This is a genomic window from Paenibacillus sp. FSL K6-1122, from assembly GCF_037977015.1.
Lineage (GTDB): Bacteria > Bacillota > Bacilli > Paenibacillales > Paenibacillaceae > Paenibacillus > Paenibacillus amylolyticus.
In genome coordinates, this window is sequence record NZ_CP150272.1 from 1,308,361 (window position 1) to 1,324,201 (window position 15,841).

The window sequence follows — 15,841 nt, forward strand, 5'->3', positions numbered from 1 at the left end:
GAGGGAAACAGATGAACACACAGATGATCAATCAAGTGAAACAATATGTAACACAACGCGCCATCTTTATTGTACTGATCCTGCTCATTATTGGTATTGCGATTGCCGATCCGAATTTTCTGGCCTTCTCCACACTGCGGGACATCTTACAGCAGTCCTCCACACGGGCCATTATTGCGCTCGGTGCAGCCTTTATCCTTGTCACGGGCGGGGTCGATCTATCCGCTGGACGGGTGGTTGGTCTGACAGCGGTTGTATCGGCATCGATGTTGCAAATTGATGAATATGCCAATCGCTTCTTCCCCGATCTGCCCCACTTATGGGTGGGTCTGCCGATCCTTGTCGGGATTACCGCAGGTCTGTTTGTGGGATTGGTCAATGGACTCATTGTCGCCAAATTACATGTGCCTCCTTTTATCGCAACGTTGGGTACGATGGTTGCCGTGTACGGACTGAACTCCATTTATTTTGATACGGAACCCAATCAGTCACAGCCGATCGGAGGATTGCGACCGGACTTCACTGTCATTGGCTCTGGATACATTGATCTGGGCGGGGGTTATTCCATCCCGTATATTGTCCTCATTGCTATTGCGGTGGCATTAATCTGCTGGGTGATCTTTAACAAAACACGTCTAGGCAAAAACATGTACGCGATCGGTGGCAACATTCAGGCAGCGCATGTATCCGGGATTCATGTGGCACGCAACCTGGTTGCGCTGTATGCCATTGCCGGTGCGTTGTATGGCCTGGGTGGTGTGCTTGAGGCAGCACGCACAGGTGGAGCAACAAACAATTACGGTAACATGTATGAACTGGATGCGATTGCCGCATGTGTGGTAGGCGGCGTATCAACGGCAGGAGGTATTGGAACGGTACCCGGGGTTATGGCGGGTGTGCTGATCTTCGGGGTCATTAACTATGGTCTAACGTTTATCGGTGTAAGTCCATACTGGCAGTTGATTATCAAAGGATTGATCATTGTTGCTGCGGTGGCTTTTGATATCCGTAAGTATATGGCGAAAAAATAAGATTAACGTGAAAAGGTTACACCGTTGTACTCCGAGTGCAGTACCATCCTCCGATCGCCCTTATCCCCTGATTTTCTTGATTCCCTATATTAATAGGGGAAAATCCGGTGATAAGCGTATGCTTCCGATGTAGCTTTCTCCTAGAAAGCTTTAGGCGAACGCTATCGCTTCTTCAGATTGGTTCTGCACTCTACGTTATGGTGTAAAAATTCCATTCATCTTATATGGTAAAGCAACAAAGAAGCCAGCCCTCGGGATATAGAGAGCTGGCTTTAATTGTTTAACCATTGACCATCCAATCGATAACGGGGATAACTGGTCCAATGATGCATAAGAGCAACATAAATCCGGCGAAGTTATAAGATACACTTGTGCCATAATGTGAACGATTTTTTTTGGCGATCAAGAAGGCTGGAATCCAGAAGAGGGCTGCTACTACAAAAGGAATGTGAAGTCCTTGAGTTCCGTTGCTATAAATAGGTATGTTTATTAAGTTAAAAAGATAATGACTGATCATAAAATTTGTTGTGCCCCATTGGAAATTAAAGGCGAGACCCATCAATAGTACGAGTAGAGAGAGCGTTCCGAGGCCCAGTGGTTTTCGTTGTGTTGTCATGTGATATCCTCCATAAGAAAGTATTTATCCTAAATTAATCCATTAATGTATTGTACCACAATATTGATCTATGCGAAGAGGAATTGTTTCACTTTTGTTGATTACAATTACATCATATGTCCTATTGCCTTCATAATTTATACATTCGTGCGAATTTGACGAGCCTCCACTAATCGACAACATCAGCTAATCATAATCGATATAATACATGTACATAAGTTATTTGATGTGAGTTTTATGTCAAAGGGGGCGAGGCTGTTTGCTTAGTTACACGATGAAAATGGTGATATTCCCGCTAGGTTGTCTGCTTGTCATTCTGTCCTCTTATGTTCTCAGGCTTACCCCTAATATGGCAATAATGTCACTTTCGGCGACATTATTGGTAGCAAGTATTTATGGGGAGAGACGATATCCTGTGCTGCGAAAATTTCAGTGGATTTTTCTAGGGATATTCCACTATTTCAGTGAACTGAACTGGTGCAACATGCTGTATTATATGCTCATTATTTCAATGATCCAGGACAAACCAAGGTTGACGCAGACCTTGCCGATTTCGTTGCTGCTTATGCTGCAATATACGTTGATTCGGCTTTCGTATGTGCCTGTAGATACATATGCTTTGCTGGTTTCGTTATTTGACCTGTTAACCTCGGTTGTTATCATTTTTTTGTATCATACCTTAATCAACAGTGAGGTCGAGAAGCGCAGGCTTCGGGAAAAAAATCGGTTCCTGACCCTGCATGATCCGCTTACCGGACTGTTGAATTACGAAGGTTACATGGAGGTGTTACATAAGACAGTAGAAGAGCAACGGTCTTTTTTGCTTGTCCTTTTGAACGTCAATAACTTTAGCGGCTTTAAAAAAGAGTCAGAAGATCCTTGGTGTACGGTAATCACAGGTACAGGCCAGATGATCAGCAATCATTTCACCGAGGCCTATGGCATATCCCGGTATGCAGGAGACCGATTTGCGGTCGTTTTGCCAGAGATACAGGATGTGGAAGAACGAATGTCGTCACTACTATCCGTGCAGCTTCAAGGACTCCAGGTAAGTTACAGCATCTCCCTGTACCCGGAAATGTCGGATTCGTTGCAGCACTTTATGACGGTAGCCGAGGATAGGCTGCTTCAACAACAGCGTAGCAAATGGCTGAAAAATGAAGAAGAAGTATTTCGTTCCGAAAGACTAAGGGCTGTGGGTGAACTGGCCGCAGGTATGGCTCACGAAATTCGAAATCCGCTTACCGCAATTCGGGGATTCCTGCAGTTGTCACGTGGACAAGCGTTTAATATCGCGCCATGGTATGAAGTGATTATGGGCGAGGTGACAAGAGTAACCGATCTGACGGCTGAATTTTTGCAGTTTTCCAAACCACATGCGAATCACATGAAGCCTGAACATTTGGGTCACTGCCTTGAACGAGTGATGTCTTTGACCGAGTCAGATGCGGCATCTCGAGGGCATCAAATTACGCTTGAAATGACTAATGAGCCAGTTGTGATCATCATGGATCGAGATAAAATTGTGCAGGTTTTGATCAATCTGATTCGTAACGCTTTTGAAGCAATGACAGACCCTGGTGAGGTCCATATGGATTTGTTGCAGGACGGAGACGCAGTGCTCATTTCAATTACAGATACAGGAAGCGGCATTCCGGAAAATTCGCTATCCACAATCTTTAATCCATTTTATACAACCAAAGAAGAAGGTACGGGACTTGGACTTGCACTCTGCCAGAAAATCGTTCAGGATCACAATGGTAAAATTACCGTCCATAGTGAAATGGGGGTTGGTTCCACCTTCACGCTTCATCTGCCAATGGAGACGTAAATCATATAACTTACCAGAGATAGCAATTAAGTAGTCATTAGACAAAAACATAAAAACGCCGCACGGGTCCAGAAGAACCCCGTGCGGCGTTTAATATTTCGATTAATAAGTTGATGTGTGGAGACTACATTGGTTCAGATCATTTTAGCTATATAAGAGTGTGTCTGCAAATTCAAGTAAGCGATATGATGATGGAGGTCAGCGTATAAAAGTCTGAAGTTCAAGCCGGTTGATCCTGGCGAATGGGTAGTCGATTTTCTAAGGAACATAGGACGTCTTATTTGGCCTTCAAGTCCTTACTTTAATTTGTAAGAAACTTCAGACACGTTATTTCCCAACATCCCATGAAAAAACGCTGAAAATGGCTGTTTATTTGGATATAACGTGTCTCAGGTTCTTTAGATTTCTGAGGGAGCTTCAAAAGCTTGAATAAGGCGCCTCAGATTCGTTAGTTTACGCTCTTGCTCTGTTCCAACCGTGAGCTGGACGATGTCCTCAAGCCCGCCCGGCACGGAGTGGAGCTTTTCATTTGGAATAGAGAAAATCCACTTTTGTGGCATATTGATCGCTTGTTCGCACGCGAAGGACATGTTCTCCCACATTCAGGATACAGCGCAATTACTTGCTCCATACGCGCTAAGGTCCGCTTCGGCATGGAGTAACTTTGCAGAGTCGCTTTAGTTCGACTTATTGAGCTGTCCCTGATGTAACTGATAGTAGAATCCTTGTTGCTTCATCAACTCATCATGGTTGCCCCGTTCAGCGATCTGTCCATCATCAATGACGAGAATCTGATCGGCTTCACGAATCGTGCTCAGTCTGTGGGCGATGACAAAGCTGGTACGGTCTTTCATTAAAGTGCGCATCGCTTCCTGGATCTTCATCTCTGTACGCGTATCAATGCTGCTTGTTGCTTCATCCAGAATAAGAATGGCCGGATCAGCCAGAATTGCCCGGGCAATGGTCAGCAGTTGTCGTTGTCCCTGACTCAGGTTGCTTCCCCCGGAAATGATGGGGGTGTCGTAACCTTGTGACAGTTTGCGGATGAACGAATGTGCATTCGCCAGCTCAGCCGCTTGCCTGATCTGTTCATCGGTTGCGTCGGGCTTGCCGTAGGCGAGATTGTCGCGAATGGTACCCGAGAACAGGTAGGCATCCTGAAGTACAATGCCGAGTTGCCGACGGAGTTGATCCTTCTCCAGTTCCGAGATGTTACATCCATCGATGGTAATCCGTCCGCCTGTAATCTCGTAGAAACGGGGTAACAGGTTGATAATGGTCGTTTTGCCTGCGCCGGTGGGTCCAACAAGTGCAATCATCTCACCAGGTTTTGCAGTAAAACTGACCTTCTTAAGAATGTCTCGCTCCGCACTGTATCCGAAAGAGACGTCTTCAAATACCACTTTACCTTGAATCTGGTCCAGTTGTTTCTTCTGTTCCTCTACGTATTCGCTAGGTGTATCCATAATGTGGAACACACGTTCAGCACCTGCGATTGCAGCCTGAATCAGATTGTACTGATTGGCCAGATCGTTGAGCGGCCGCTCAATCTGGCGGGAGTAAGCGAGAAAGCTGACGATCAGTCCGATGGACGTCATTTCATGATAAGCCATCCATCCACCTACAGAAGCGAGTATGGCAAACCCGATATTATTCATCACGTTCATCGTAGGTCCAACCAAACCCGAAACGGTCTGGGCCTGTGTGCTGGATGTACGCAGTTTCTCGTTCAAATTCTCAAAATGTTGATGTGCCTGATCCTGACGGTTATAAGCCGCTACGACTTTTTGTCCAGCAATGGTTTCCTGAGCATACCCATTAAGCTCACCAAGTAATTTCTGCTGGGCGGTGAAGTGTTTGCGTGTTCTTGACGCGATCAGGCGAGTGGCGATGGTAATCAAGGGTACAGTCACCAGACTGAGCAGGGTAAGCCGTACATCAAGTGCAAACATGATTGATAAGGAACCAACGAGCAGGATGGCACTGGACATCAATTGGGTTACGCTTTGGTTCAGCGTTGTAGATACGTTATCGATATCATTGGTCGCCCGGCTCATGAGATCCCCGCTTTGATTTTTATCAAAAAAATGGACAGGCAGCTCTTGTAGTCGGGAGAACAATGCATGTCGCAGATCCTTAACGGTCAGTTGGGACACACCAATCATGACATAGGATTGAGCCCACATCAGGAGTGAGCCAAGGACATACACACTCAGCAAAAGAAGACATTCCTTCAGCAAACCCGCTGTTACTTTGGGCACAATATGTTCGTTTACGGCGCGGCCGAGAAGGTAAGGTCCTGCCAGATTGAGCAGTGTTCCAAGAGCCGTCAGCACTAATGCAGCGATAACTCCTTTGCGATGACGTCCCATGTACGACCATACCCGAATCAGGGCGTGGCGAGCATTTTTGGCTCTGACTTTGGGAACAGGTCCTCTGCCCGCTGGTCCGGGTCTTCCGATGGGAGGCACGACCGTTTGTTGTATGGAGGAAGATGCAGGTTTAGCCAAATTGAACATCCTCCTTCCGTTGCTGCGAATAATAGATGGCTTGATAGTGTGATGAATGAGCCATAAGGTCATCATGTGTGCCTCTGGCAACGATCTGTCCTTCATCAATGACATATATACAGTCTGCATCCTTCACGGAGGAGATCCGCTGTGCAATCAAAAAGGTCGTGCTGTCTTTCATCAAGGACTGCAAAGCCTTCTGAATGCTCGCTTCCGTACGCAGATCAACAGCACTGGTACTATCATCCAGAATCAGTACTTCCGGTCGCATGAGCAGGGCGCGTGCAATGGATATCCGCTGTTTCTGTCCACCGGACAGATTGACCCCGCGTTGACCCAGCTCCGTGTCATACCCATCTTTCAGTTTCATAATAAAATCATCCGCTGCCGCAGCTTGTGCCGCAGCACGCAATTCAGCATCCGTTGCACCGGGCCGGCCGAAACAAATGTTATCCCGGATGCTGCCGCTGAACAGGATGGATTCCTGTAGCACAATGGACACACGGCTGCGAAGATCCTGAAGATCCCAGTGGCGAACGTTCACTCCATTCACGAGCACTTCACCCTGCGAAGCATCGTATAGACGGGGAATCAGCTGCACCAGCGAGGTTTTGCCTGAACCAGTTGAACCGATCAGGGCCACTTTCTGACCCGGGCGAGCCTTCAGGTTAATGTCAGTGAGTGCATGGTCTCCGTCATAACGGAAAGATACGTCTCTGAACTCCACTTGACCGCCTGTGTGGGAGGGAAGAGAAGACGTTTGGTTTCGGGACTGATCACGAGTAGACGGGGATGACTGTACATTCCCGGAGTTATCGGTTCCCGATTGAATATCCGGCTGTGTATGTAACACCTCGTTGATCCGTGCAGCTGATACCTTGGCGCGGGAGAAACTCATCATCATCATGCCGATCGACGTGAGGGACGAGAGTACAACCGTGACATAGTTGATAAAAGCAATCAGATCTCCGGCAGCAATATCGCCTCCCACTACCTGGAAACCTCCGAACCACAGCACCGCTACAATGGTAGCGTTCAGCATCAGGCTGAGTACGGGTGCATTCAGTGTGACAATACGCCAGGCTTTGACGGCAGTTGAGGTGTAATCTTCATTGGATTGTTTGAACCGCTTTTTCTCCAGACGCGCACGTGCAAACGCCTTGACGACACGAATGCCGGCAAGATTCTCCTGAAGCACAGCGTTGACCTGATCAAGCTTGCTCTGCACACTGGCGAACAGTGGATAGGAAGCTTTTATCAGAATAAATAAAATAATAAACAGCACCGGTACAGTCGCAATAAGAATTAAAGCCAGCTTTACACTGATCGTAAACGCCATGATGATACTACCGATGATTAGCATTGGTGAACGGATAAACATCCGTAGCAGCATCTGTACAAAGGTCTGCATCTGGGTAATGTCACTGGTCAGACGAGTGATCAGAGATCCTTCCTGAAACGTATCCAGATTGCGGAAGGAGAAGGTTTGAATATGGTCAAACAGTTCCTGGCGCAGATCCGTGCCGTATCCAACGGCAGCTTTGCTTGAATAGAGTGTACAGCCTGCGCCGCCAACCCAGCCGATTAACGCAACAAGTAGCATGATCAGACCTGTAGTCACGATATGGGGCAGATTCCCTGCAAGTACACCATCATCCACGATGCTGGACATCAGCTTGGGCTGGAGCAGGTCCATGGTAACCTCAAGTACCATGAGCAGCGGGGCGACGATTGCCGCCGACTTATACGGGGTCAAGAATCGTTTTAACGTCCACAATAGGGAATCACCTCAATCTTCATAGCATAAGTGAATCAATTTCATAATACCTTTAGCTGCTTCAATCGCGAATCTGCATCACCTCAAGATTCACGCAGGTTTTGGAGCATACGATGTGCAAGTGCAGACATGATCTCGGATTCTTCCGGTGTAAAATCTTTCTGGGCTTGCTGTTCCAATTCCTGAATCACTTCTCTCAATTCTTGTAGCGCGGAGCGCCCCTGATCCGTCAGGTATACCCGCAGACTGCGCATATCTTTTGGGTCTGCTTCACGTCTCACATAACCGGATGATTCCATGCGCTTGAGCATCACGGTTACCGTTGCGGGACTGCGCTGAAGTTGTTTGGCCAGGTTTTTCTGGGATTGGCCATCTTCCCGTTCAAGCTGGAACAGCAAAGGGGGCTGCCCCGGGTATAACTCGGGGTGGTTCACAAGTTTCTCATGAACCTTGTAGCGTTTCAGTTTCACGAGTTCGGATAGCTGTCCCATTAACCGATCATTTTGGACTGGGTTCATATCATCTACTCCATTTCTACCTTCATTCCATCTTCTCGGTACTGAAAACCAGACTTTTTGAACATGCACATTTAGTTAGTCGACTAAATAAATCTTAAGTTTGATTTGAAATATCGTCAAGTGAATACAAGTCGTTAATTTTGGATTTAAGGTATTTCCAGGTCGATTGGCTGGAAAGTAAACAAGTAAAATAGATAAGAAAAAAACAAAAACCTCTGCTTTGAGCGGAAGAGAGTATGATAACTAACTCTGTTCCGGTCTCTAAGAGAGGTTTTTTGGTATTGTGACACGTTAAGTGTGGAGTGTAAGGAAAATCATTTTTTGGAGAACATTTCTTTGGCTTCATCCATGGCCATTTTATTACCGATCGATGAATAATCCAGCCAAGGTTGTGCGCCAATCGTGTAGACATGGCCGGCTTTGACTGCTTTCAGACCTTGCCAGATCGGATTGTTTTGCAGCTCCTTGAACATGGTCTGGGCTTCATCATCCGAATTCACAACTACAAAGATCGCATCTGCATCATAGTCCGGCAATATTTCACGAGAGACGACTTGATACGGTTTAGTCGAATCGATATCTGTGATCCCTTTGGCAGGAGTCAGACCGAGATCCTCATACAAAATGGGACCCATGGGACGGCGTGTACTGAATACACGTAATTCTTTGGCAGTAACACGGATTGCCATCACAGTACCATCACCAATGGTGTCGTTAATGAGGGACTTCACTTCTTCCGTTTCGGTTGCGTAGTCCTGAATGTATTGCTCGGCTTCCTTCTCGCGATTCACGAGTTTGCCAATGTCTTTCAGATGGTCGCGCCATGTACCGTCATCCAGATTGAAGACATGCACCGGAGCAATTTTTTCGAATTTGGCAATATCACCACCGGAGAATTCTTCGTCCAGATAGATCACATCGGGTTTCAGGGCAAGCAAAGCTTCCATATCCGGGTCTTTAACCGGACCAAGTGGCGTTGTATTTTGAAGTTGATCAGCAACATGGGACAGGAAACCTTTGGCTTCGCCACCGATAACGGAACCAACCGGAGTAATGCCAAGAGACAGCAGATCATTGGTCAAGTGAATCGACATGGAGGCAATGCGTTGCTCTCCCGAATTTGCACTGTTGTCTTGATTGTTGCTTGAAGTATCCGTGGACGAACCACCAGAAGCAGATGATGAATTATTGGTCGTTCCACAGGCTGCAAGCACAAGCACCAGACAGATACTCATGACAAGCATAAGATTTTTCTTTAACATGGGTAGTCACATTCTCCTTGAACATCTCTTGGATGTCTTTATTGTTTTTTGGAAAAAAGATCACTTGCTTCGTACTAACAGGTACAAAAAGTAAGGTGCACCAATCGCGGCAACCACCACGCCTGCCGGAATGGCATTAGGCTGAAAGATCGTTCGCCCGATCGTATCAGCGGTCACCAGAATAACCATACCGATGAGCCCGGCGGCTGGGATCAGATGCCGATGCATCGGACCCACAAGCCTACGCGCCAGATGTGGCGCCGCCAGACCGATAAAGCCGATTCCACCAGCCATGGATACACTGACGGCAGACAAAGCCACGGCACAGAGCAGCAAAATAATACGCTGGGATCGGACAGGTGTCCCGATACTGGTTGCGGCAGCATCTCCAAGATTGAAGGCATCGAGCGTTTGGGATCGACTCCAGATGTACGAGATACATAACACCACCCAAGGAAGCAACGCTTGCACATGAATCCAATCCCGGCCCCAGACGCTTCCTGCCAACCAGCGAGCGGCAAAGGAATAGGTGTCTTCATCCAGACGCAGGGATAGGTAGAGTGTCAAGGCATGGAACCCGGCCGCTACCGCGATTCCCACCAGAATCAGCTTAATGGGTGATACGCCGTTATGGCGATCATAAGATAACAGCATGATGATCAGGGCAGCGGCCACACTGCCTGCAAAAGCAAACAACGGGATCAGCAAGGCCACAGAGCCATCCATCGTAAAGGAGAGACTAACAAACACCATTAGTCCAAATGCAGCCCCTGCATGTAATCCCAGAATGCCCGGGTCCGCCAATGGATTGCGGGTGATCCCTTGCAAGGCTGCTCCGGCAATACCAAGTCCAGCTCCGGCCAGTACAGTTACCAGGATGCGAGGCAGTCGGTAATCAAACAGTACAATCTGATCATCCGAACTGCCATTACCAAACAAAGTCTGTAACACAGCCGCTGGGGAGAGACGAATGGTTCCCGTGTTCAGGCTGATCACAATAACGGCAATCGCGATGCAGAGCAGCGTGATACTGACAACTATCGAACGTTTACCTCGAGAAGGTGTATTAAAATTCATCGCTACAAGGCCCTCCTTTCTTTACGGGCCAGATAGAGGAAGAACGGTACACCGACAAAAGCGACCATAATGCCTACCGCGAGCTCCTCGGGCGGGTTCACGATGCGTGAGCCCAGATCGGCGAGCACCAGTAATATCGCTCCAAGTAGAGAAGACATCGGAATGATGAGTCGATAATCCACACCCACCAGTTTGCGGGAGATATGAGGGATGACAAGTCCGACAAATCCAATCGAGCCTACTGCCGACACGGACACACCAGCCAGCACAACAACCGCTGCGAGGGCGAGAAACCTCGTCCAGCGCAAGTTGATCCCGAGATTAATCGCTACTTCTTCACCGAGTGACATAAGCGATACACGCCGGGCGAGTGGCATAATCAGTACTAGTGTGGCGAGCAGTACGGGGAGAATTAACTTCAGATGCCGCCATTCTATTCCGCCAAAACCTCCCGCATACCAGAAGGCCAGATCCTGACTCAGGTCAAAATAAATGGCAACTCCTGTGCTGAGCGAGGTTAACATGGCTGCAATAACGGCTCCGGCAACGGTCAGTCTGATGGAATTCAGACCACCAGGTGCTGCCATTCCAAGCAGGAAGATAAGCAGTGTGCCCAGAACAGCCCCGAGGAAAGATAAAAACATAATCCAGCCGTATGGCAGTCCGGGCCAAAAGGCAAAGCTCAATGCTACGACAAAAGTGGCTCCAGCATTGATGCCCAGAATGCCCGTGTCTGCCAGCGGATTACGCGTAATGCCTTGCATTAAAGCTCCTGCAACAGCAAAGGCAGCACCGATAATAACCGCGGCAAGGACACGAGGCAGCCGCAGCTCATGAATAATCTGATGTGGTGTCAAAGCTGGGTTGTACTGAAATATGGCAGCCCATACGGTTTCCAGCGTTAGCCCTTTGGCACCTAAAGAGATTGCGACAAACATACTTAGCAGCAGTATGGCTATGGCAGACAAAAACGTCAGCCCAACGGTCACTGCAGATTTTCTTGAATTAGACGGACGATGTGGCAGTCCCGGATGTTGAATACGGGTCACTCCTTTGGTACCAACAACGTATTTCATTGTTATTGATTATCATTATCAATTAGTGATCATTATAGAATCTTAATTCAGGCCCGTACATGGCATAAATTAAGATTCTGGAGATGGACATTTTTTAGATTACAAAAGTGAAGGTTTGTTCGTCAACATAGAGAGCGCTTCATCGAGCTGGATGTTGATGGAATATGGAGCATATACGACCCATGAGTTCCAGTCGATGAGATGTACACGTCCGTTTTTTACCGCAGGATGGCTGTTCCACAGTGGATTTGAAGCCATCTCTTTCAACAGTGTTGCCTTTTCATGCATAGAATTAATCGCCAGTACCAGCACATCTGCCTCCAGTCCGTCCCATTCTCCTGGTGTGAAGGGTAGCCAGTTGAATCCAACGCCGGGAGATTTGCCAGCCAGTTCGGTCTGAATGCGCTGAGGTGCGGCCAATTGCAAGGTTCGATAAAAAACATGTCCAAAGTTCCGATGACTGTACATCCGTGGACCTTTAGGGGTCAACGTGGCCACGGCAACGGTGATGTTCCCGACGAGTTCCTTGATTTTTTTGCGTGCACGCTCTGCCTTGCGTTCATGTCGATCCAGCCAATCTGTCGCTGCCTGGGTACGATCCACAATGGATGCAATCTGATGCAGATGACCAAAGACATCTGTCTGATTCCAGGGAATCGTGATGATGGGAGCGACATCGCCAATATGCTCCATCGCTTTGGCAGCTGCATTGTCCTTGGTCAGAATCAATTCAGGATTCACATCCAGGAAAGCCTGACGTCCCTGTTCCCAAGGTTCGTAGGCGTGGAAGGGCAACGTCAGCGATTTGGGCATATGAGGAAGATGGCCTTGGATCTGAGCTGCGCATGGCGTGATGCCAAGTGTCATCAGGTGGTCCGTGTATGGATAGGAGAGCGACACGATATTCCGGTGGACCTGCTTCGAATAGGAAGTTGGCGCATAACCGGCATGGTTTCGGAAACGTCGGCTGAAATAAAATTCGTCACGGTAACCCACTTTACGAGCCACATCACGGATACGCAGATCGGAAGTGAGCAGCAATTCCTTGGCCCGGTTCATACGCAGATGAGTGATGTACTCAATCGGATTTTTCTGCATGCGGCTCTTGAATAGCTGCGAGTAATAGGACGGGTGCATGTCAGCCAGTTCAGCCAGCTTCTCCAGCTTGATCTCGTGCATATAGTTTTCGCGCATGTATTGCAGGGTGGACCTGAGCCACTGTTCGGGTTCATCCTGCCCAGCCCCCACGTCAGTCTGGTCTTCTTGAGGCCAGAGCATATGTAACAGTTCCGTCAGGAAGAGCTGTGCTTTCAAGCCCCTTTCCAAACCTTCATTGCTTAATTGTGTAAGCTGTGCGGCAATGCGCTGTATACCGTAAAATGGGCCCTGAATCCAGCCTGTAACAGGTGAACTGAGCTCACGTTCGTAGATTCGTCTGGCTTTTGTTTTCTCCGTAGCCCGATACATATCAAAGTGAATGATATACAGTTCAATATCATGTTCTTCATCACTAAACAGTTCAATTGCAGTTCCTGGTAGGGACAGACAAGCTGATTTGCGAACCACGTGAGATTTGATTCCATTCATGATCAGTTGGCCTGTGAATTTGTGCATGTATATGAAGGTATGATGAGCTAGCTCAGTTGTGGACCAGCGCCATTTCCCACGGGTTATTATATGTTCTGCCTGACGAAGTTCAATCAGGGTATCATTCAGGAAGGCATCCAGGCCTGCCCGGGTTGAGGATTCCTTTTCTGCATTGGGACTCGTCTGCTGATGTAACGTGTGTGGATTCATGCCGCTGTGGGCGGTACCGGGGATGGTAGTCATGTTGCTATGCGACCTCCTCTCTTTGGAACAGTTTAGGTGATAATTGAATCTGGAACGTACCATATTTTCTCGGACATGAAGGTCTATCTTAAACGTCTATTGATACGTTTGGCATGATGTAGTGAATACTGGCTGCCTTGTCAAAAGCACGTTTGCAGTATAGCCAGATGTTTTATGAATAGCACAGGGTATATGATCCCGTTATCAGATGTGATCGATAGTTTAACCAGATTGTCGCTAGTTACAAGTATGTTTAGGGACAAGACTTCTTGGCCCTAGTCTGCTGATAATCTTAGCAAATCTACTGGAGAATTGAAATGTACACAGATATGTTCGAGGCCCTGATGAGCTTGAAGTCTATTGAAAGCACATAATCGAAATCGTTTTCTGACGTGAGCGTTTCTTTTTGGTAAAATAAAGGGGATAACATGTTGGCCTGATCTGAATCATGAACCTTTTCAACTCAAATTGCAGTAGGGAGGCTTTAATATGACAGAAGTAGTGGGACGGGACAAAGTACGCTGGGGCATTATGGGCACGGGATGGATTGCATCCCAGTTTGCAAGGGATTTGGAGCATGCGGGAAACGCTGTGAAAGCAGCGGTAGGTTCACGGACAGCGGGAAGCGCGGAGAAGTTTGCAGCTGAATATGGTTTTGCACGCGCTTACGGTTCTTATGATGAAATGCTGCAAGATCCTGAGGTAGATATTATCTATGTGGCAACACCTCACCCTGTGCATAAGGAGAATGTAATGGCTTGTCTGGAGGCAGGCAAGGCGGTGCTATGTGAAAAGCCGTTTACGATGAACGCGCGTCAGTTGGAGCAACTGGTGGAGACGGCACGGGAGCGTAACCTTTTCCTGATGGAAGGGATGTGGACACGCTTTTTGCCACCGATCGCTCAAGCCAGAGCATGGATTGCAGAAGGACGAATTGGTGAAGTACGTTTGCTCCAGGCAGACTTTGGATTCCGTGTCGGCTGGGAGCCGGAAGGTAGGTTGCTTAATCCGGATCTGGGTGGAGGCGCATTGTTGGATGCAGGGGTGTACCCGATCTCCTTTGCATCGATGATCTTTGGTGAACAGCCCCAGCATGTATGGAGTACAGCCAATATCGGTGAGACGGGTGTGGACGAGCAATTTTCCGTGTTGTTGTCCTATTCCGAGGGACGTTCTGCATCACTGAGTGCTGCCATTCGTCTGAACCTTAGCAATGAAGCGGTCATATACGGTACGGAAGGCAAGATTCGTCTACCTTTATTCCTGGCGGGCAAAGAAGCCTATCTGCATGTGAATGGTCAGGACGAGCCGGAGAAGTTCACGGATGATCGAACATGTATTGGTTATGCTTTTGAGGCAGAAGAAGCGGGACGTTGTATCCTCGAAGGTCGGACGGAGAGCAACACCATTAAACTGGACGAATCCTTGGAAATCATGAAGCTGATGGACACGATTCGGGGCCAGTGGGGATTACGTTACAAATCGGAGTAAACAGACAGGAGCTGACGTGTGATGGTGAAGATTCTGATATCCGGGTTTGAACCTTTTGGCGGGGATGCGGTGAATCCGACGGGGGCATTAATGGATGCTCTTGCAAACGAAGTGATCGAGGGTGCTGAGCTAAAAACAGTACTGTTGCCCGTGCACTTTGATGAATGTGCAGACCTGCTGATCGCAGAGATGGAAGCCTATCGGCCAGATGTCGTTATCGCCTGTGGGCTGGCCAAGGGCAGAACATCCATCACACCGGAGCGGATCGCCGTGAATGTCAAAGATATTCCGCCAGGCTCCTACGCGGATAACCAAGGACAGCGTCCTGTGGACGAGCCAATTGTAGACGGCAGCCCGGACGGTTTGTTCTCCACGTTGCCCATACGTGCCATGGTGAATGACATGTCCGCAGCGGGTATTCCAGCTACCGTGTCCAATACAGCAGGTACATATATCTGCAACAACACGATGTATCGGGTACTGGATCACATTCGTATAGGGCATCTTCCGATCCGTGCAGGATTTGTACACTTTCCTGCCTCCACAGAGATGGCTGTGTTGCAGCCTTCCGTTCCTTCGCTGCCTATTCCCATGATGCTGGATGCGCTGCGGATCATGATCCGCACGGTTGTGGCTGATTCGTAGGGGATGGTTGCGATTGTTCGGCTGCGGTTGCAGGAGAACGTAGGCGAGGGTTAGATTCGTAGACCGCTGTTGTGAGAGGGAGAGCAGTGGGGTGGATGATGGAGTACAGTAGGGTTCAAGATGACTTGGAGAGCGTGTAGTTGCATGGTTTTTGTCTGCTTCGATCTTGGGTTGAGC

12 protein-coding genes are annotated in these 15,841 nt (G+C 48.2%); 4 read left to right on the top strand and 8 right to left on the bottom strand.

Annotated elements, in window-relative coordinates:
- The first annotated feature begins 11 nt into the window (after positions 1-11).
- Positions 12-1,031, top strand: coding sequence for a galactose/methyl galactoside ABC transporter permease MglC (mglC, locus tag NSQ20_RS05765; protein ID WP_017690326.1), 1,020 nt, complete (start codon positions 12-14; stop codon positions 1,029-1,031).
- 280 nt (positions 1,032-1,311) lie between these two features.
- Here mglC and NSQ20_RS05770 read toward each other — a convergent pair whose 3' ends face one another.
- Positions 1,312-1,647, bottom strand: a complete 336-nt coding sequence (locus tag NSQ20_RS05770; protein ID WP_340032072.1) for a hypothetical protein — start codon at positions 1,645-1,647, stop codon at positions 1,312-1,314.
- A 415-nt stretch (positions 1,648-2,062) separates the two neighbouring features.
- Between NSQ20_RS05770 and NSQ20_RS05775 the strand changes: the two genes are divergently transcribed.
- Positions 2,063-3,478: an ATP-binding protein gene (locus NSQ20_RS05775; protein WP_051446985.1), complete on the top strand. Its 1,416-nt coding sequence runs from the start codon at positions 2,063-2,065 to the stop codon at positions 3,476-3,478.
- A gap of 677 nt (positions 3,479-4,155) precedes the next feature.
- On the opposite strand, the gene NSQ20_RS05780 is transcribed toward NSQ20_RS05775, so the two are convergent.
- From NSQ20_RS05780 to NSQ20_RS05810, 7 genes are all read right to left on the bottom strand, one after another.
- Positions 4,156-5,988 (bottom strand): ABC transporter ATP-binding protein, encoded by a 1,833-nt coding sequence (locus tag NSQ20_RS05780; RefSeq protein ID WP_340032073.1) that lies wholly within the window; start codon positions 5,986-5,988, stop codon positions 4,156-4,158.
- Positions 5,981-7,765, bottom strand: a complete 1,785-nt coding sequence (locus NSQ20_RS05785) for an ABC transporter ATP-binding protein (RefSeq protein WP_340032074.1) — start codon at positions 7,763-7,765, stop codon at positions 5,981-5,983. Before NSQ20_RS05785 ends, NSQ20_RS05780 begins: the two co-directional genes overlap by 8 nt.
- A gap of 83 nt (positions 7,766-7,848) precedes the next feature.
- Positions 7,849-8,283, bottom strand: a complete 435-nt coding sequence (locus tag NSQ20_RS05790) for a MarR family transcriptional regulator (RefSeq protein WP_340027338.1) — start codon at positions 8,281-8,283, stop codon at positions 7,849-7,851.
- Between the two features lie 314 nt (positions 8,284-8,597).
- A complete protein-coding gene (locus NSQ20_RS05795) occupies positions 8,598-9,545 on the bottom strand; it encodes an iron-hydroxamate ABC transporter substrate-binding protein (RefSeq protein WP_340032075.1) in 948 nt (315 codons plus the stop codon).
- A 60-nt stretch (positions 9,546-9,605) separates the two neighbouring features.
- Positions 9,606-10,622 carry an iron ABC transporter permease gene (locus NSQ20_RS05800; protein ID WP_340027333.1) on the bottom strand — a complete coding sequence of 339 codons (1,017 nt, stop codon included), beginning with the start codon at positions 10,620-10,622 and terminating at the stop codon, positions 9,606-9,608.
- Between the two features lie 2 nt (positions 10,623-10,624).
- A complete protein-coding gene (locus NSQ20_RS05805) occupies positions 10,625-11,698 on the bottom strand; it encodes an iron ABC transporter permease (protein ID WP_340027332.1) in 1,074 nt (357 codons plus the stop codon).
- Between the two features lie 99 nt (positions 11,699-11,797).
- A complete protein-coding gene (locus tag NSQ20_RS05810) occupies positions 11,798-13,528 on the bottom strand; it encodes an AraC family transcriptional regulator (protein WP_340032076.1) in 1,731 nt (576 codons plus the stop codon).
- Between the two features lie 489 nt (positions 13,529-14,017).
- Here NSQ20_RS05810 and NSQ20_RS05815 point away from each other — a divergent pair, with 489 nt between their 5' ends.
- Both NSQ20_RS05815 and NSQ20_RS05820 read left to right on the top strand, forming a co-directional pair.
- Complete coding sequence (locus NSQ20_RS05815; RefSeq protein ID WP_036672452.1) at positions 14,018-15,019, top strand: Gfo/Idh/MocA family oxidoreductase; 1,002 nt, start codon at positions 14,018-14,020, stop codon at positions 15,017-15,019.
- Positions 15,020-15,040: 21 nt separating this feature from the next.
- Positions 15,041-15,664, top strand: coding sequence for a pyroglutamyl-peptidase I (locus NSQ20_RS05820; RefSeq protein WP_282319213.1), 624 nt, complete (start codon positions 15,041-15,043; stop codon positions 15,662-15,664).
- Positions 15,665-15,841: the final 177 nt, after the last annotated feature.

Bases quoted from the DNA above. Each gene is read 5' to 3' on its own strand.
- mglC (WP_017690326.1), top strand. From the start codon at position 12: ATGAACACACAGATGATCAATCAAGTGAAACAATATGTAACACAACGC.
- NSQ20_RS05770 (WP_340032072.1), bottom strand. From the start codon at position 1,647: ATGACAACACAACGAAAACCACTGGGCCTCGGAACGCTCTCTCTACTC.
- NSQ20_RS05790 (WP_340027338.1), bottom strand. From the start codon at position 8,283: ATGAACCCAGTCCAAAATGATCGGTTAATGGGACAGCTATCCGAACTC.
- NSQ20_RS05795 (WP_340032075.1), bottom strand. From the start codon at position 9,545: ATGTTAAAGAAAAATCTTATGCTTGTCATGAGTATCTGTCTGGTGCTT.
- NSQ20_RS05800 (WP_340027333.1), bottom strand. From the start codon at position 10,622: ATGAATTTTAATACACCTTCTCGAGGTAAACGTTCGATAGTTGTCAGT.
- NSQ20_RS05805 (WP_340027332.1), bottom strand. From the start codon at position 11,698: ATGAAATACGTTGTTGGTACCAAAGGAGTGACCCGTATTCAACATCCG.
- NSQ20_RS05810 (WP_340032076.1), bottom strand. From the start codon at position 13,528: ATGACTACCATCCCCGGTACCGCCCACAGCGGCATGAATCCACACACG.
- NSQ20_RS05815 (WP_036672452.1), top strand. From the start codon at position 14,018: ATGACAGAAGTAGTGGGACGGGACAAAGTACGCTGGGGCATTATGGGC.
- NSQ20_RS05820 (WP_282319213.1), top strand. From the start codon at position 15,041: ATGGTGAAGATTCTGATATCCGGGTTTGAACCTTTTGGCGGGGATGCG.